This window comes from Streptomyces roseicoloratus (assembly GCF_004117935.1).
Taxonomy (GTDB): domain Bacteria; phylum Actinomycetota; class Actinomycetes; order Streptomycetales; family Streptomycetaceae; genus Streptomyces; species Streptomyces roseicoloratus.
Genome location: NZ_SDOY01000138.1, coordinates 1 through 16,800, shown reverse-complemented (window position 1 = coordinate 16,800; position 16,800 = coordinate 1). Strand labels below are relative to the sequence as shown.

13 protein-coding genes are annotated in these 16,800 nt (G+C 73.1%); 3 read left to right on the top strand and 10 right to left on the bottom strand.

All coding sequences use genetic code 11. From position 1 onward, the window contains the following. The first annotated feature begins 234 nt into the window (after positions 1 to 234). From ESG85_RS21520 to ESG85_RS21510, 3 genes are all read left to right on the top strand, one after another. Entirely contained in the window at positions 235 to 4,872 is a 4,638-nt protein-coding gene (locus ESG85_RS21520; protein ID WP_128981713.1) for an ATP-dependent helicase, read from the top strand. A 75-nt stretch (positions 4,873 to 4,947) separates the two neighbouring features. After that, complete coding sequence (locus ESG85_RS21515; protein WP_128981711.1) at positions 4,948 to 5,748, top strand: Fpg/Nei family DNA glycosylase; 801 nt, start codon at positions 4,948 to 4,950, stop codon at positions 5,746 to 5,748. 36 nt (positions 5,749 to 5,784) lie between these two features. Next, complete coding sequence (locus tag ESG85_RS21510; RefSeq protein ID WP_128981709.1) at positions 5,785 to 6,549, top strand: SDR family NAD(P)-dependent oxidoreductase; 765 nt, start codon at positions 5,785 to 5,787, stop codon at positions 6,547 to 6,549. Here ESG85_RS21510 and ESG85_RS36115 read toward each other — a convergent pair. The 10 genes from ESG85_RS36115 to ESG85_RS21460 all read right to left on the bottom strand — a co-directional run. Then, positions 6,497 to 6,787, bottom strand: coding sequence for a hypothetical protein (locus tag ESG85_RS36115; RefSeq protein WP_128981707.1), 291 nt, complete (start codon positions 6,785 to 6,787; stop codon positions 6,497 to 6,499). The genes ESG85_RS21510 and ESG85_RS36115 overlap by 53 nt on opposite strands. A gap of 122 nt (positions 6,788 to 6,909) precedes the next feature. Then, a complete protein-coding gene (locus ESG85_RS21500) occupies positions 6,910 to 7,380 on the bottom strand; it encodes a Dps family protein (RefSeq protein WP_128981705.1) in 471 nt (156 codons plus the stop codon). 161 nt (positions 7,381 to 7,541) lie between these two features. Further along, positions 7,542 to 7,925 (bottom strand): helix-turn-helix domain-containing protein, encoded by a 384-nt coding sequence (locus tag ESG85_RS21495; RefSeq protein WP_019889909.1) that lies wholly within the window; start codon positions 7,923 to 7,925, stop codon positions 7,542 to 7,544. Positions 7,926 to 8,034: 109 nt separating this feature from the next. Beyond that, positions 8,035 to 8,568: a CinA family protein gene (locus ESG85_RS21490; RefSeq protein WP_128981703.1), complete on the bottom strand. Its 534-nt coding sequence runs from the start codon at positions 8,566 to 8,568 to the stop codon at positions 8,035 to 8,037. Continuing rightward, positions 8,565 to 9,251 carry a CDP-diacylglycerol--glycerol-3-phosphate 3-phosphatidyltransferase gene (pgsA, locus tag ESG85_RS21485; protein WP_128981701.1) on the bottom strand — a complete coding sequence of 229 codons (687 nt, stop codon included), beginning with the start codon at positions 9,249 to 9,251 and terminating at the stop codon, positions 8,565 to 8,567. Before pgsA ends, ESG85_RS21490 begins: the two co-directional genes overlap by 4 nt. Next, on the bottom strand, positions 9,248 to 10,810 hold the full coding sequence (gene rimO, locus ESG85_RS21480) for a 30S ribosomal protein S12 methylthiotransferase RimO (protein WP_128981699.1): 1,563 nt from the start codon (positions 10,808 to 10,810) through the stop codon (positions 9,248 to 9,250). Before rimO ends, pgsA begins: the two co-directional genes overlap by 4 nt. A 126-nt stretch (positions 10,811 to 10,936) precedes the next feature. Then, positions 10,937 to 11,779, bottom strand: coding sequence for a helix-turn-helix domain-containing protein (locus tag ESG85_RS21475; protein WP_128981697.1), 843 nt, complete (start codon positions 11,777 to 11,779; stop codon positions 10,937 to 10,939). Positions 11,780 to 12,024: 245 nt separating this feature from the next. Then, positions 12,025 to 14,853 carry a DNA translocase FtsK gene (locus ESG85_RS21470; protein WP_128981695.1) on the bottom strand — a complete coding sequence of 943 codons (2,829 nt, stop codon included), beginning with the start codon at positions 14,851 to 14,853 and terminating at the stop codon, positions 12,025 to 12,027. Positions 14,854 to 14,980: 127 nt separating this feature from the next. Further along, a complete protein-coding gene (locus ESG85_RS21465) occupies positions 14,981 to 15,655 on the bottom strand; it encodes a response regulator (RefSeq protein WP_128981693.1) in 675 nt (224 codons plus the stop codon). A 290-nt stretch (positions 15,656 to 15,945) separates the two neighbouring features. Next, positions 15,946 to 16,800 (bottom strand): IS481 family transposase (locus ESG85_RS21460; protein WP_128981691.1); only part of this gene is annotated, 855 nt, incomplete at its 5' end.

Here is a 16,800-nt window from a genome sequence, read left to right as displayed (position 1 = left end):
CACGCGGGCCGGCCCTCCGGCCGCGCGGGGTGATCCGCCTGCCCCTTGGGGCAGCGCGCGCGATCCTCCGGGCCCGGCGTCGGCGGTGCCGCTCGGCGAGCCGGCCGCGTCGGGCGGCGGAGGGGGCGGGCCGACGGTCGTCATGTCCCCATTCTGCGCCGATCGCGCGGCGGGCGACGACCGGGTTTCCCCAGGTCCGGGCGGTTGTCAGTGGTGGGGTGCACGATGGGAGGCATGGTCAGGTCCGCGCTCGACGACTTCTCCCCCGCGACCCGCAACTGGTTCACCGGGGCCTTCACCGCGCCCACCGCGGCGCAGGAGGGCGCCTGGCGTGCCATCGGCGAGGGTTCGGACGTGCTCGTGGTGGCGCCGACCGGCTCCGGCAAGACGCTCGCCGCCTTCCTCGCCTCGCTCGACCGGCTGGCGGCGAGCCCTCCGCCCGCGGACGCCAGGAAGCGCTGCCGCGTGCTGTACGTGTCGCCGCTGAAGGCGCTCGCCGTCGACGTCGAACGCAATCTGCGCTCCCCGCTGACCGGCATCCGCCAGGAGTCGGTGCGCCTGGGGCTGCCAGAGCCGGACGTGAAGGTGGGCATCCGCTCCGGCGACACCCCGGCCGCCGAGCGCCGGGCGCTGGCGACGCGGCCGCCGGACATCCTGATCACCACGCCCGAGTCCCTGTTCCTCATGCTGACGTCGGCCACGCGCGACGCGCTCGCGGGCGTGGAGACGGTCATCCTCGACGAGGTGCACGCGGTCGCGGGCACCAAGCGTGGCGCGCATCTGGCGCTCTCGCTGGAGCGGCTCGACGAGCTGCTGCCGCGGCCCGCCCGCCGGATCGGCCTGTCGGCGACGGTGCGGCCGGTGGAGGAGGTGGCGCGTTACCTCTCGCCGCAGCGAAAGGTGGAGATCGTCCAGCCGCCGTCCGGGAAGGAGTTCGACCTCTCCGTGGTCGTGCCCGTGGAGGACATGGGCGAGCTGGCCGGTTCGCCCGCCTCGGAGGCCTCCGACGGCGGCGACAAGCCGTCGATCTGGCCGCATGTCGAGGAGCGGATCGCCGACCTGGTGCAGGCGCACCGCTCGACCATCGTCTTCGCCAACTCCCGCCGCCTGGCGGAGCGGCTGTGCAACCGGCTGAACGAGATCGCGTACGAGCGGGCCACCGGCGAGGCGCTGCCCGACGGCAAGCCGCCCGCCGAGATCATGGCCCAGTCGGGCGCGGCCCAGGGCGCGCCGGCGCTGCTCGCCCGCGCGCACCACGGCTCGGTCTCCAAGGAACAGCGGGCGCTGGTCGAGGAGGACCTGAAGGCGGGCCGGCTTCCGGCGGTGGTGGCCACGTCCAGCCTGGAGCTGGGCATCGACATGGGCGCGGTGGACCTGGTGGTCCAGGTCGAGTCGCCGCCGTCGGTGGCTTCCGGTCTCCAGCGCGTGGGCCGCGCGGGGCACCAGGTCGGCGCCGTGTCGACGGGTGTGGTCTTCCCGAAGTACCGGGGCGACCTGGTGCAGTCGGCGGTGGTGACCGAGCGGATGCGCTCGGGTTCCATCGAGTCGCTGCGGGTCCCGGCGAATCCGCTGGACGTTCTCGCCCAGCAGCTCGTGGCGATGGTCGCGCTGGACTCGTGGCAGTTCGACGACCTGCTGGCGACGGTGCGCAGGGCGGCGCCGTTCGCGGCGCTGCCGGAGTCCGCGTTCACGGCGGTCCTGGACATGCTGGCGGGGCGCTATCCGTCGGACGCCTTCGCCGAGCTGCGCCCGCGCGTGGTGTGGGACCGGGTGACGGGCACGGTGACGGGGCGGCCCGGTGCGCAGCGGCTCGCGGTCACCTCGGGCGGCACGATCCCCGACCGTGGCCTTTTCGGGGTGTTCCTGGCGGGCGCCGACCCCAAGAAGGGCGGCGGCCGGGTCGGCGAGCTCGACGAGGAGATGGTCTACGAGTCGCGCGTCGGCGACGTCTTCACGCTGGGCACCACGTCCTGGCGGATCGAGGACATCACCCGCGACCGGGTCCTGGTGTCGCCCGCGCCGGGCGTGCCGGGGCGGCTGCCGTTCTGGAAGGGCGACCAGCTGGGCCGCCCGCTCGAGCTGGGGCGCGCGGTGGGCGCGTTCCTGCGCGAGGTGGGCGCCCTGGCGCCGGAGGACGCGCGGCTGCGGCTGCTGGCCGCCGGGCTCGACGCCTGGGCGGCGGAGAACGTGATCGCGTATCTCGCCGAGCAGCGCGAGGCCTGCGGTCACGTGCCGGACGACCGGACGATCCTGGTGGAGCGCTTCCGGGACGAGCTGGGCGACTGGCGGGTGGTCGTCCACTCCCCGTTCGGCGCGCAGGTGCACGCGCCGTGGGCGCTGGCGCTGGGTGCCCGGCTCGCCGAGCGGTACGGGATGGACGCCCAGGTGATGCACGCGGACGACGGCATCGTGCTGCGCCTGCCGGACGCGGACCTGATGGGCCTCGACCTGCTCGACGGCGAGCCGGTGGACCCGGGCCGGTTCGCCGACACCGCGTTCGACGGCGAGCAGGCGCCCGTCGGTGCCGCCGACGTCGCCTTCGACAAGGGCGAGGTCGAGCAGATCGTCACCGACCAGGTCGGCGGCTCCGCCCTGTTCGCCTCCCGGTTCCGCGAGTGCGCGGCGCGCGCCCTGCTGCTGCCCAAGCGCAACCCGGGCAAGCGGACACCGCTGTGGCAGCAGCGGCAGCGGGCGGCGCAACTGCTCCAGGTGGCGAGCGAGTTCGGCTCGTTCCCGATCGTCCTTGAGGCGGTACGCGAGTGCCTCCAGGACGTCTTCGACGTCCCCGGGCTCCGGGAGCTGATGGGCGACATCGAGTCCCGCCGGGTGCGCCTGGTGGAGGTCACCACGCCGGAGCCGTCGCCCTTCGCCCGCTCCCTCCTCTTCGGCTACGTCGCCCAGTTCCTGTACGAGGGCGACTCGCCGCTCGCCGAGCGGCGGGCGGCGGCGCTGTCCCTGGACTCCCGGCTGCTGGCCGAGCTGCTGGGGCAGGCGGAGCTGCGGGAGCTGCTGGACGCGGACGTGCTGGCCGAGCTGGAGCGCGAGCTCCAGTGGCTGACCGAGGACCGCCGGGTCAAGGACGCGGAAGGCGTCGCCGACGCGCTCCGCGTGCTCGGGCCGCTGACCGACGCGGAGCTCGCCGAGCGCGGCGCCGAGGCGGACTGGGCGCAGGAGCTGTCCCGGGCGCGGCGGGCGATCCGGGTGCGCGTCGCGGGCGCCGACCACTGGGCGGCGATCGAGGACGCCGGCCGGCTGCGCGACGCCCTGGGCACGGCGCTGCCGGTGGGCGTCCCGGAGGCGTTCACGGAGCCGGTGAAGGATCCGCTGGGCGATCTGCTCGCCCGTTTCGCCCGGACGCACGGCCCGTTCACGTCCTCGCAGGCCGCGGCCCGTTTCGGGCTCGGCCCCGCGGTGACCGACGGCGCCCTGCAGCGGCTCGCCGCGGCGGGCCGGGTGGTGCAGGGCGAGTTCCATCCCTCGGGCATCGGCCAGGAGTGGTGCGACGCCGCCGTGCTGCGCCGGCTGCGCCGTCGCTCCCTCGCCGCCCTGCGGCACGAGCTGGAGCCGGTGCCGCCGGCCGCGCTCGCCACCTTCCTGCCCCAGTGGCAGCACCTGGGAGGCGGCGGTCTGCGCGGCATCGACGGCCTGGCCCGCGCGATCGAGCAGCTCCAGGGCGCGCCGGTGCCGGCCTCGGCGCTGGAGAAGCTGGTCCTGCCGTCCCGGGTGCGGGACTACTCGCCCGCACTGCTCGACGAGCTGACCACGACCGGGGAGGTCGTCTGGGCGGGCGCCGGGGCACTGCCCGGCAAGGACGGCTGGATCTCGCTCTATCTGGCCGACGCCGCGCCGCTGCTCCTGCCGCCGCCGCACCCGCTGGAGCTCACCGGCCTGCACGAGTCCGTCCTGACGGCGCTCTCCGGCGGCTACGGGCTGTTCTTCCGCCAGATCGCCGACCAGGTGCGGGCCACCACCCACCCGGACGCGACGGATCCGCAGCTCGCCGACGCCCTGTGGGACCTGGCCTGGTCCGGGCGGCTCACGAACGACACCGTGGCCCCGTTGCGCTCGCTCCTCGGCTCGGGCCGCACGGCCGGCTCCACCGCGCACCGCGCCCGCCGTACGGTCCCGCGCGGCCGGTACGGGACGCTGAGCGCCGCCGCCCGCCCGGCGTCCCGCACGGGCCCGCCGACGGTCAGCGGCCGCTGGTCGCTGCTGCCCCCGCTCGAGCCCGAACCGACGCACCGCGCGCACGCCCTGGCCCGTACGCTCCTCGACCGGCACGGCGTGGTCACCCGGGGCGCGGTGGCCGCCGAGGGCGTGGAAGGCGGCTTCTCCGCCACGTACCGGATCCTGTCGGCCTTCGAGGACAGTGGCCAGGCCCGCCGCGGCTATGTGGTGGAGGGTCTCGGTGCCGCGCAGTTCGCCATGGACGGTGCCGTGGACCGGCTGCGCGCGGCGGCGAACGCCCGGGACCGGGGCGCCGAGGAGGGCGCGGGCCCGAAGGCGGTGGTCCTGGCGGCGGCCGATCCGGCGAACGCGTACGGGGCGGCCCTCTCCTGGCCGGAGCCGCCGACCGGCGCCGGGCACAAGCCGGGCCGCAAGGCGGGCGCGATGGTCGTCCTGGTCGACGGCGAGCTCACGCTCTACATGGAGCGCGGCGGCAAGACACTGCTGTGCTGGCCCGACGAGCCCGGTTCCCCGGCGCTGCGGGCGGCGGCCGAGGCCCTGGCGGCCGCGGCGACGGCGGGCTCGCTCGGCACGGTCACGGTGGAGCGGATCAACGGGGCGACGGCCCTGACCTCCCCGTTCTCCCGCGCCCTGGAAGCCGCCGGCTTCCACGCGACGCCCCGTGGCCTCCGCCTGCGCGCCTGACACTCCGCCTCCGCGCCCGACGCGCCTCCCGCCACGCGACCCGCGCGGTGCCGTGCCGCGCGGCATCATGGCCCCATGCCCGAAGGAGACACCGTCTGGTACACGGCGCACCGGCTGGACTCGGCGCTCGCCGGGCGGGTGCTCACGCGTTCCGACCTGCGCGTGCCACGGTTCGCGACGGCGGATCTCACCGGGCGCCGGGTCCTCGGCGTCACCCCGCGCGGCAAGCACCTGCTGACCCGGATCGAGGGCGGTCTCACCCTCCACTCCCATCTGCGGATGGACGGTTCGTGGCGGGTGTTCGCCACCGGGGAGCGCCCGCGCGGCGGCCCGGCCCACCAGATCCGGGCGATCCTCGGGAACGATGAGTTCACGGCGTACGGGTACCGCCTGCCGGTCCTGGAGCTGATCCGTACGGCGGAGGAGTCCACGGCCGTCGGTCATCTCGGCCCGGATCTGCTGGGCCCGGACTGGGACCCGGCGGAGGCGGTGCGCCGGCTCTCCGCCGACCCCGCGCGCACGCTGGGCGAGGCCCTGCTCGACCAGCGCAATCTCGCCGGGATCGGCAACGTCTACAAGTCGGAGCTGGCCTTCCTGGCCGGCGTCACGCCCTGGCTGCCGGTCGGCGAGCTGGCCGAGGGCGTCCCGGAGCGCCTGGTGGCGACCGCCCACCGGCTCCTGGAGGCGAACAAGGACCGTCCGGACCGGCGGACGACCACGCCCCGGCGCGGCGGCGAGCGCCTTTACGTCTACGGTCGCGGGGGCCGCCCCTGCCCGCGCTGCGGCGCCCCGGTCCGCCGGGCCGAGCTGGCCGACCGGGTCACGTACTGGTGCCCCGGCTGTCAGAAGGGCCCGCAACAGGAGCCGTCACGATAATTGACGAGCCGTCAGATCCGGTCGTACGGTCCGGGCATGGCCCTCATCGCGTACGACCTCACCGGCCGCACCGCGTTCGTCACGGGCGCGGCGAGCGGCATCGGCCGCGCGACCGCGGCGCTCCTCGCCGAGGCGGGCGCGACCGTCCACTGCGCGGACCGCGACGAGACCGGCCTGAAGGAGACCGCGACCCTGATCGCCCGCCGCGGCGGCACCGCGCACGTCCACCCGCTCGACGTCACCGACCGGCCCGCCCTCGCCGCCGCCGTGCGCGCCGCGGGCCCGCTGCACGTCATGGCGGCCGTCGCCGGGATCATGCACACGAGCACGGTCCTGGAGACCCGCGACGAGGACCTCGACCGGGTCCTGGCGGTCAACTTCAAGGGCGTGCTGTACGCCTGCCAGGAGGCGGCCCGCTCGATGATCGAGCACGGCGTCCCCGGCTCCGTCGTCACCATGGCCTCGGGCGCGATGGACGCCGCGACCCCGGGCCTGCTCTGCTACAGCGCCGCCAAGGCGGCCGTCGTCCAGCTGACCAAGACGCTGGCCGCCGAGGTGGGGCGGCACGGCATCCGGGTGAACGCGGTCGCACCGGGCTGGGTGCGCACGCCCATGACGGACCGTCACGAACCGGCCGCCCAGGAGCAGGCCGAAGCGGCGATGACGCGCGTCTCACCGCTCGGCCGGGTCGGCGAGCCGGCGGACGTCGCCCACGCGGTGCTCCATCTCGCCTGCGACGCCTCGTCGTTCACGACGGGTCAGATCCTCCGCCCCAACGGCGGCGTGGCGATGCCCTGGTGAAGGACCCCTCCGGCCGTCCGCCAGAGCCCGCGGGCCCGCCCGGCCTTCCGGTGGAGGCGGCCACGTGCACCGGCAACAGGCTCAGCCCCCAGCCGCCCGCGGCCACCGCCCCCTCGACCGGCCCCGCTTCCCCCGGCACCAGCAGCAGGCGCACCACCGCCCACCACCAGAGCCCTCCGGCCACCAGTCCGGCCGCGACCAGCATGAGCGTCACCAGCGGAACCCGTCGCCGTACCATGGCCGCCTCCTCCGGTCGACGCTAGTCCCGCGGGATCACTCGGCGGGAGGGCGCACAGGAGGCAGCCCCGGCGCATGCGACGCGTATGCCCCTGCGCGAGGCGCCCCTTCGGGGCACCACGCTCAGGCGCTCTCCGCTTGAAACATCCACGAATGCTTCTCGAGGTCGGCCGTGAGCCCGATCAGGATGTCCTGCGTCACCGGGTCCGGCTCCTCGGTCGCCTCGATCCGCTCGCGCATCCGCGAGACGACCGAACCGAGGGCGGCCACCAGGATGTCCACGGCCTCCACGTCCTTGATCCAGCCCTCCGGGACGGAACCGATCCCGCTCGTGGACGCCACGGTCGCGGCGCGCCCGTCCGGGTTCACGCCGATCGCCGAGGCGCGCTCGGCCACCGTGTCGGAGTGCGTCCGAGCCGTGGTGACGACCTCGTCGAGCTGGAGGTGGATCGAGCGGAAGCGCGGACCGATGACGTTCCAGTGGACCTGCTTGGCCACCAGGGAGAGGTCGACCAGGTCGACCAGCGCTCCCTGCAGCGCGTTGCCGACCGTCTTGAGGGCGGTCTCGGACAGCGAGCTCTTCACGACGGACATGCGGAATCTCCAAACAGTCGTACGTTCTTCCCCACCATGCACGGCTCACCCGAATCCGGCATCTCAAACGCGAAAGGGGCGAAGCCCCGGTAAGCGCCCTGACGGGTCCTTACCGGGGCTTCGCCCCACTTCGCTCGTGGTGCTTGCTCGTGCTGCTCGGTTCAGGCGGCGACGACGTCCACGGCCTCCGCGGGCGCCTTGATGGTCACCCGCTCGGTGGGCACACCGGCCACCGACGTCACCGAAACCGAGTTGAGCATCGGCCGTACCGGTGCGGGCACCGGTTCGCTCGCCGCTGCCGACTCGGCCAGTTCGGCCAGCGACAGCTCGTCGCTCACTTCACGCATGAGCTCGGACATCCGTACGTCCAGCGCGTCGCAGATCGCGGAGAGCAGCTCGGAGGAAGCCTCCTTCTGCCCCCGCTCCACCTCGGAGAGATAGCCGAGCGAAACTCGGGCGGACGAGGAGACTTCGCGCAGAGTACGGCCCTGGCGCTGGCGCTGCCGACGCAGCACGTCACCCAGCAGGCGACGGAGCAGAATCATCGGTGGCTCCCTCCTCGGACCGCGTAGCCGCATCCTTCACGCCCCACCGTACCGCCTCGCGCCGCGGCCGTGCGGGGAGCGATGTCGTGTTCACTCATGGCTGCAAACATCAATCTCCCCCGTTCTCTTCCGTATCCTGTGCCCGCGCATTTTCCGAGTGTTCATCGACGAGCAGTTCACCCAGCAATTCGAGCACGCTCCGTACACTCTCTCTACGGATTTCCGCTCGATCGCCGTTCAACCGCAACGAGGCGACCTTCCCGGCCCCGGCAGACAGTCCCGGCGGTCCGGCGACGGCCACGTACACCGTGCCGACCTGCTGCCCGTCCTGGGGCTCGGGTCCGGCGACCCCCGTCGTCGAGATGCCCCAGTCGGCGCCGAGCCGCGCCCGTACACCCGCCGCCATCTGCAGCGCGACCTCCGGGTCGACCGCGCCGCGCTCGGCGAGGAGGGTGCCGTCCACCCCGAGCAGCCGTTCCTTGAGGGGCGTGGCGTAGGCCGTGACGGACCCGAGGAAGGACCGCGAGGACCCGGGTGCCCCGGTGAGCTCCGCGGCCACCAGACCGCCCGTGAGGGACTCCGCCACCGCCAGCGTGTGACCACGCTCCGCGAGCAGATCCAGGATCCGGGCGGCTTCCCTCATCGTCCCTCCGCCTCCGCGCGGCCGGCCCCGGCCGCCGCGGCCCGCTCCGCAGCGAGCCCCTTCCGGCGCAGGACGACCGCCTGTCGCACATAGTCCAGACCGGTGACGACCGTCAGCACGACGGCCAGCGCCATCACCCACCAGCGCAGGGTGGCGAGTGGACCGGTCAGCATCAGGACGTACATGCCCACGGCCGTGCCCTGGGCGAGCGTCTTCATCTTGCCGCCGCGGCTGGCCGGGATCACCCCGTGCCGGATCACCCAGAAGCGCATCAGCGTGATGCCGAGCTCACGGGCCAGGATCACGCCCGTCACCCACCACGGCAGGTCGCCCAGCGCGGACAGGCTGATCAGTCCGGCCGCCATGATCGCCTTGTCGGCGATCGGGTCGGCGATCTTCCCGAAGTCCGTGACCAGGTTGTACGTCCTGGCGAGGTGTCCGTCGAAGACGTCCGTGATCATGGCGACGGCGAACGCCGCCCAGGCCCAGGCCCGCCACGCGGGGTCGTGCCCGCCGTCCTGGAGCAGCAGCACCACGAAGCCGGGGACGAGCACCAGCCGGACCATGGTGAGGATGTTCGCGATGTTCCACAGGCTGGCCTGGTTGACGGCCGCAGCGCCCAGCTTGCCGCGCGGCGCCGGCCTGCCGGTCCCGCCCGTCGCGGATGCCGGGACTCCGGTCATCTGCCCGCCTCCTCGGCTCCGGGGGTCCGGGTGTCGGTCCCCAGGAGATCGATGTACTCGGCCACCAGGTCGACGCCCTCGGTGTCGACGGCCTTGGCCCTGACCATACGGCCCGGGGCCAGGTCGAGGCCCTCGGCCGACTCCGCGGGGATCAGCACCTGGCCGTCGGTCTCGGGCGCCTGGTGGGCGGCCCGGCCGATCCAGCCGTCCTCCTCCTCGTCGAACGATTCGACCAGTACTTCCAGGGTCTCGCCGATCCGCTCCTCCGCGCGCTGGGCGGTGAGCTCCTCGGCGAGCCGGGAGAGGTGGGCGAGGCGCTCGTCGATCACGTCCTGGTCGAGCTTGTGCTCGTAGCCGGCCGCCTCGGTGCCGTCCTCGTCGGAGTAGCCGAAGACGCCGATGGCGTCGAGCCGGGCGTGGGTGACGAAGCGTTCCAGCTCGGCGAAGTCCGCCTCGGTCTCGCCGGGGAAGCCGACGATGAAGTTGGAGCGGGCGCCGGCGGCCGGGGCCTTGGAGCGGATGGTGTCCAGCAGCTCCAGGAAGCGGTCGGTGTCGCCGAAGCGGCGCATCGCCCGCAGCACGTCCGGCGCGCTGTGCTGGAAGGACAGGTCGAAGTACGGCACGACCTTCTCGGTCGAGGTGAGCACGTCGATCAGGCCGGGGCGCATCTCGGCGGGCTGCAGGTAGCTGACCCGGACCCGCTCGATGCCGTCGACGGCGGCGAGCTCGGGCAGCAGGCTCTCCAGGAGGCGGATGTCGCCGAGGTCCTTGCCGTACGAGGTGTTGTTCTCGGAGACCAGCATGACCTCCTTCACGCCCTGCTCGGCGAGCCAGCGGGTCTCGTTCAGCACGTCCGAGGGGCGGCGCGAGACGAAGGAGCCGCGGAAGGACGGGATGGCGCAGAAGGAGCAGCGCCGGTCGCAGCCGGAGGCCAGCTTCACGGAGGCGACGGGGCTGGTGTCCAGGCGGCGGCGCAGGGGCGCGCGCGGCCCGGAGGCGGGCGCCAGGCCCTCGGGAAGGTCGGCCGGCACGTTCTCGGGCGCCTCGGCCGCCTCGGCGGTCCCAGGGGCCTCGGGGGCGGCCACGGAGCCGTGTCCGGGCAGCGCCACGGACGCGGCGGCCTGCTGGCGCTCCACCGGAGACAGCGGCAGCAGCTTGCGCCGGTCGCGCGGGGCGTGCGCCTCGACGCTGCCGCCGCTGAGGATGGTCTGGAGGCGGGTGGAGATGTCGGCGTAGTCGTCGAAGCCGAGCACGCCGTCGGCCTCGGGCAGGGCGTCGGCGAGCTCCTTGCCGTAGCGCTCGGCCATGCAGCCGACGGCCACGACGGCCTGGGTGCGGCCGTGATCCTTGAGATCGTTGGCCTCGAGAAGGGCGTCGACGGAGTCCTTCTTGGCGGCTTCGACGAAGCCGCAGGTGTTGACGACGGCGACGTCGGCGTCCTCGGCGTTCTCGACGAGCTCCCAGCCGTCCGCTGCCAAGCGGCCTGCGAGCTCCTCCGAGTCCACCTCGTTACGGGCGCAGCCGAGAGTGACAAGGGCGACGGTACGGCGTTCGGGCATGGACTCAAGACTACTTGTTCCCGGGCACACCTCCGTCGCGCAGGGTTCACCTGCGCGACGGGCGTCACATGCGGGCGTCGTCCCGGGGCGGGCGTGCCCGGCCTGACGTGCCCTGCGGGGCGGGGCTCAGCCGGCCTGCGGGTCGCCCTTGGTGTAGGACAGGCGCTCCACCTGGCCGGACTCGAAGGAGTCCTCGATCTTCTTGCCGTTGACGTAGAGCTCGATCGGTCCGGCGTTGCCGAGGATCAGGTCGATGCGCTCGTCGTCCTGGAAGGTCTTGGACTCGCCCTTCAGGAGGAGGCCGTCGAAGAGCAGCTTGCCGTCGGCGCCCTTGGCCGAGATCCAGCTCTTGTCGTCGGTCACGGTGAGCTTGACGGTGACCTTGTCCTGCGGGACCGCCGCGATGGCGCTCTCGGAGGGCACGGGCTTCGGCGGGGCCGGCTTGACCGGCTTGGGCGTGGCGGGGGCGCTGGTGGCCTTGGGTGCCGGGGCGGGGCCGTCGGCGGAAGCGCCCGCGCCGCCGGTGTTGTCGGTCCCGTTGAACATCGTGAAGCCGACGAAGCCGACGACGGCGACGATCGCCGCGACCATGGCGGCGGTCCAGTTGGGGCGGCGGGGCTCGGGGCGGATCCGCTCCGCCTCGAACAGCGGGGCGGCGGGGGTCGGCGCGGGACGGCCGCCGTGCCCGGCGTCGTACTGCTCGATCAGCGGTGCCGGATCGAGCCCGACGACGCGGGCGAACGTGCGGATGTGCCCGCGGGCGTAGACGTCGCCGCCGCAGCGCGAGAAGTCGTCCTCCTCGATCGCGTGCACGATCGGGACGCGCACCCGGGTGGAGGCGCTGACCTCTTCGACGGTGAGACCGGCGGCGACACGGGCCTGCCGGAGGGCACGACCGATCGAATCCCGGTCATCTGCCGGGAAGTTCCGGTCGTCCTCGGGGGATTCGGGAGAGTTGCCGATGGACACGAGAGCGCCTTTCGAGCGTGTAGCCACCTGCTGGATGTTCAGTCTATGGGTGGTACGAAAGGGTGGGGCAACCGGGCGGGCGTCGTTTGTACGCCATGAGGCTGGGACAAGGTTCTGTCCCTCCCTCCAACTTGACGTACGCCCGAGGGAAACGGTTGCCCACCTTCCCTTACGAGTGAGTCTCGGCCAGGTCTCGTTATGGCCGCCCTCGCGGCGGGGCGCCGCTGCCCCTGCGGGGCGGAGCCCTATCCCCCGCCCCGGATGGTGTCGAGCACCCCGTCCAGCTCGTCCGGTTTGACCAGCACGTCCCGTGCCTTGGAGCCCTCGCTCGGTCCGACGATGTTCCGCGACTCCATCAGGTCCATGAGCCGGCCGGCCTTGGCGAAGCCCACGCGCAGCTTGCGCTGGAGCATCGAGGTGGAGCCGAACTGGGTCGAGACGACCAGCTCGGCCGCCTGGCACAGCAGGTCGAGGTCGTCGCCGATCTCCTCGTCGATCTCCTTCTTCTGCTTGGTGCCCACGGTGACGTCGTCCCGGAAGACCGGCGCCATCTGGTTCTTGCAGTGCTGGACGACGGTGGCGACCTCGTGCTCGGTGACGAAGGCGCCCTGCATGCGGACGGGCTTGTTCGCGCCCATGGGCAGGAAGAGACCGTCGCCCTTGCCGATCAGCTTCTCGGCGCCGGGCTGGTCGAGGATGACGCGGCTGTCGGCGAGCGAGGAGGTGGCGAAGGCGAGCCGGGAGGGCACGTTCGCCTTGATGAGACCGGTGACGACGTCCACCGAGGGCCGCTGGGTGGCGAGCACCAGGTGGATTCCGGCCGCGCGGGCCAGCTGGGTGATGCGGACGATCGCGTCCTCGACGTCCCGCGGCGCGACCATCATCAGGTCGGCGAGCTCGTCGACGATCACCAGGAGGTACGGGTAGGTCTTGAGCTCGCGCTCGCTGCCGGGCGGCAGCTGCACCTTGCCGTCCCGGATCGCCTGGTTGAAGTCGTCGATGTGCCGGAAGCCGAAGGCCGCGAGGTCGTCGTAGCGCAGGTCCATCTCGCGCACCACCCACTGCAGGGCCTCGGCGGCCTTCTTGGGGTTGGTGATGATCGGGGTGATCAGGTGCGGGATGCCCTCGTAGGCGGTGAGCTCGACCCGCTTGGGGTCGACGAGCACCATCCGGACGTCCTCCGGGGTCGCCCTTATCATCACCGAGGTGATGAGGCAGTTGATGCAGGACGACTTGCCGGAGCCGGTGGCACCCGCCACGAGGATGTGCGGCATCTTCGCCAGGTTGGCCATCACGTAGCCGCCCTCGACGTCCTTGCCGAGCGCCACCAGCATCGGGTGGTCGTCCTCCGCCGCCTCCGCGAGCCGCAGCACGTCGCCGAGGTTGACCATCTCGCGGTCGGTGTTCGGGATCTCGATGCCGACCGCGGACTTGCCCGGGATCGGCGAGATGATCCGCACGTCCGGGCTGGCCACGGCGTACGCGATGTTCTTGGTGAGCGCGGTGATCTTCTCGACCTTGACGGCCGGACCGAGCTCGACCTCGTAGCGGGTGACCGTCGGGCCGCGCGTGAAGCCGGTGACGGCCGCGTCGACCTTGAACTCGGCGAAGACGTTGGTGAGCGACGCGACGACGGCGTCGTTCGCCGCGCTGCGGGTCTTGCCGGGGCCGCCGCGCTCCAGCAGGTCCATCGAGGGCAGTGCGTACGTGATGTCGCCGGCGAGCTGGAGCTGCTCGGCCCGGGCCGGCAGCTCGGTCGGCTCGGGTGCCGGCTTCGTCAGGTCGGGCACCGACCCGCCCGTCCGGTCCTTCGCGGCGCCCCGCGCCGTCGGTACGGGCGCGGCGGACCGCGTGTCCCCTGCGCCGTCCGCGGCCCCCGTGCCGCCGGCAGAGGCGTCGACGGCGGCGGAGGCCTCGACGGCGGCGGCCCGGTCGGCGGTGACGTCCCGGGTCAGGTCGGCGACCAGGGGGGACGGCGGCATGCCGTTGAGGACGGCGCCGTCCAGCGCGGCGGCCGCGGCGGCGGCCACGTCGACAGGATCCAGGCCCCCGGTGTCGAAGGCGGACGCCGGCGGGGTGCGGCGCCGGCCGCGCCGCTCCAGGGCCGCGGCCTCGGCGCGGTCGGGGTCGTAGTCGCCGGAGCCGGGCGTGCGCCGGCGCGCGGGCCGCGCGGTGCGGGGTGCGTCGTCGCGCCAGTCCTCGCCGTACTCCTCCAGCCCGCCGGTCTCCTCCGGCGCGTACTCCGGCTCGACGAGTCCGAGGCGGGCGCCGAGCGCGCGCAGCCGCTGCGGAATGGCGTTGACGGGCGTGGCGGTCACCACGAGCAGGCCGAAGACGGTGAGCAGCACCAGCATGGGCACCGCCAGGACCTCGCCCATCATGAAGATCAGCGGCTTGGACGCGCCCCAGCCGATGAGCCCGCCGGCGTCCTGCACGGCCTCGGCGCCGTCGCCGCGGCCGGGCGAGCCGCACGCGATGTGCACCTGCCCGAGCACGCCGATGACCAGGGCGGACAGACCGATGACGATCCGGCCGTTGGCCTCCGGCTTCTCCGGGTAGAGGATCAGGCGCACGGCGATCGCGCCGAGCAGCAGCGGGACCAGCAGGTCGAGCCGCCCGAAGGCACCGGTGACCAGCATCTCCACGAGGTCGCCGACGGGACCGCTCAGATGGGACCAGGTGCCGGCGGCGACGATCAGGGCGACGCCGAGCAGCAGCAGCGCGAGGCCGTCCTTGCGGTGCGCCGGGTCGAGGCCCTTGGCACCCCGCCCTATCCCCCGGAACATCGCGCCCACGGCGTGCGCGAGCCCGAGCCAGATGCCGCGCACCAGCCGGTACACGCCGCCGGTGGGCGACGGGGCGGGCCGCGGCGGGGCCTTCTTCGCCGCGGTCTTGCGCGCGGGCGCGCGCTTGGCGGGCGCGGCCTTCTTCGCCGGCGCCTTCTTCGCGGGGGGCTTGGCGGGGGACTTGGCGGCCGCCGCCTTCTTCGCGGTACCGCTCGTACGGCCGGCGGCTCGCGGCTTCGCGGTGCCCGCCGTGCCCTGGGAACCCTTGCCGGACGTACGTGAGGCCATGGTGCTGAGGTTACCTGCGTGACCGGCCGGGGAAACAGCGCTCCTTGCGCTCACCCGTTCGTGTCGCCCCCGCCGCGACGGGAAACTGACGCCCGCTCACCGCGGGCGCCGCCTCGATGACGGCGCGTCAGCCCTGCGAAGGCAGGCTGGGCGCACCGCCCGTTCCCGGCTCGAGCGCGTCCAGGGCCCGGCGCAGACCGGTGAGCTTGCGCTCCAGGTGCGCGGCGGTGGCGACGGCCGCGGCGTCGGCGGAGTCGTCGTCCAGCTGCTTGGACAGCGCCTCGGCCTGTTCCTCGACGGCGGCGAGCCGCGCCGAGAGCTCGGCGAGCAGGCCGGCCGACTCCTTGGTCTGGCCGTTCGCGCCGCCGCCCTCCAGCTGGAGCCGGAGCAGCGCGGCCTGCTCCCGGAGCTGACAGTTCTTCATGTACAGCTCGACGAAGACGGAGACCTTGGCGCGCAGCACCCACGGGTCGAAGGGCTTCGAGATGTAGTCGACCGCGCCCGCCGCGTACCCGCGGAAGGTGTGGTGCGGGCCGTGGTTGATGGCGGTGAGGAAGATGATCGGGATGTCCCGGGTCCGCTCGCGCCGCTTGATGTGCGCGGCCGTCTCGAATCCGTCCATGCCGGGCATCTGGACGTCCAGCAGGATGACCGCGAAGTCGTCGGTCAGCAGCGCCTTGAGCGCTTCCTCCCCGGACGATGCCCGCACCAGTGTCTGATCGAGCGCGGAGAGAATGGCCTCCAGCGCCAGCAGATTCTCCGGCCGGTCATCGACCAGGAGGATCTTGGCCTTCTGCACCATGCCCCGTCCTCCTCGCCCCGGCACTGGCTCACTCCGGCTCTGCGTGCCGGGGGAAGCACCGGGCGCCGCCCCAGAAGACGACTCCCATGCGCCGTCCGTCCTTGTGCCGGTCATCGTAGCCGCACCCCGCCCGTCGCCACACCCTGTCACCGCATTGTCACGGAGCACATAGCGAAGTGCCCCTCCATCGAACGCGGTGGGAGACCAGAAGGTTCCCCGCCGGACGGCCTCTCACACCCGTGTGGCGGCGGCCGGCCGACCGCCGCCACACGGGCGGGCCCCAGGCGGCTCTAGTTGTATTGCCCTGTGAGGTTGGGGACGCGGCTGGCGGGTGGTTTGCCCTTCAGCGCGGTGTGTCCGCGGTGGTGATTGTAGGTGTGCAGCCAGCCGGGGAACGTGTCGCGTCGTTCCTGCTCTGAGTGGTAGGGGCGGGCGTAGGCCCACTCGTCGAGCAGGGTGCGGTTGAAGCGTTCGACCTTGCCGTTGGTCTGCGGCCGGTAGGGCCGGGTTCGCTTGTGGGTGATTCCGGCCGCGGTGAGCAGGTCGCGCCAGTCGCGGGAGCGGTAGCAGGAACCGTTGTCGGTCATCACCCGCTGGACCGTGACCCCGGCCTGGGCGAAGAACGCCTGGGCCCGGGTCCAGAAGGCGGTCGCGGTCTCCTTCTTCTCATCGGTGAGGATCTCGCTGTAGGCGAGGCGGGAGTGGTCGTCGACGGCGTTGTGCAGGTAGCTGTAGCCGGCCCCTGAGCGGGTCTTGCGGCCGGCTTGGCGGCCCAGGGTCTTGTGTCCGCCGCCGTCGGGGATGTTGCCGAGCTTCTTGATGTCCACGTGTATCAACGCGCCTGGCTCGGACCGTTCGTAGCGGCGGATGACCCGTCCGGTGGCGCGGTCGAGGTGGGCCAGGCGAGCCAGCTTGTAGCGCATCAGGACTCGGTGCACTGTGGATGGGTTCAGTCGCAGCAGGTAGGCGATGCGGGCCGGTCCCCAGCGGCGCAGGACACGGACCTTGATGATCCGGCGCTCGGTGCGGGTCGGAGTCCGACGCGGGCTGCGGTGCGGCCTGGACGAGCGGTCGCGCATGCCTGCCTCGCCGAGCTGCCGGTAGCGGCTGGCCCACCGCTGGGCCGTGGTCGGGGAGACCTGGAA

Excerpts from the sequence above, each read along its gene's own strand:
- ESG85_RS36115 (WP_128981707.1), bottom strand. The coding sequence starts at position 6,787 with ATGGTACGGCGACGGGTTCCGCTGGTGACGCTCATGCTGGTCGCGGCC.
- ESG85_RS21490 (WP_128981703.1), bottom strand. The coding sequence starts at position 8,568 with ATGAGGGAAGCCGCCCGGATCCTGGATCTGCTCGCGGAGCGTGGTCAC.
- ESG85_RS21520 (WP_128981713.1), top strand. The coding sequence starts at position 235 with ATGGTCAGGTCCGCGCTCGACGACTTCTCCCCCGCGACCCGCAACTGG.
- ESG85_RS21500 (WP_128981705.1), bottom strand. The coding sequence starts at position 7,380 with ATGTCCGTCGTGAAGAGCTCGCTGTCCGAGACCGCCCTCAAGACGGTC.
- ESG85_RS21470 (WP_128981695.1), bottom strand. The coding sequence starts at position 14,853 with ATGGCCTCACGTACGTCCGGCAAGGGTTCCCAGGGCACGGCGGGCACC.
- rimO (WP_128981699.1), bottom strand. The coding sequence starts at position 10,810 with ATGCCCGAACGCCGTACCGTCGCCCTTGTCACTCTCGGCTGCGCCCGT.
- pgsA (WP_128981701.1), bottom strand. The coding sequence starts at position 9,251 with ATGACCGGAGTCCCGGCATCCGCGACGGGCGGGACCGGCAGGCCGGCG.
- ESG85_RS21465 (WP_128981693.1), bottom strand. The coding sequence starts at position 15,655 with ATGGTGCAGAAGGCCAAGATCCTCCTGGTCGATGACCGGCCGGAGAAT.
- ESG85_RS21495 (WP_019889909.1), bottom strand. The coding sequence starts at position 7,925 with ATGATTCTGCTCCGTCGCCTGCTGGGTGACGTGCTGCGTCGGCAGCGC.
- ESG85_RS21510 (WP_128981709.1), top strand. The coding sequence starts at position 5,785 with ATGGCCCTCATCGCGTACGACCTCACCGGCCGCACCGCGTTCGTCACG.
- ESG85_RS21515 (WP_128981711.1), top strand. The coding sequence starts at position 4,948 with ATGCCCGAAGGAGACACCGTCTGGTACACGGCGCACCGGCTGGACTCG.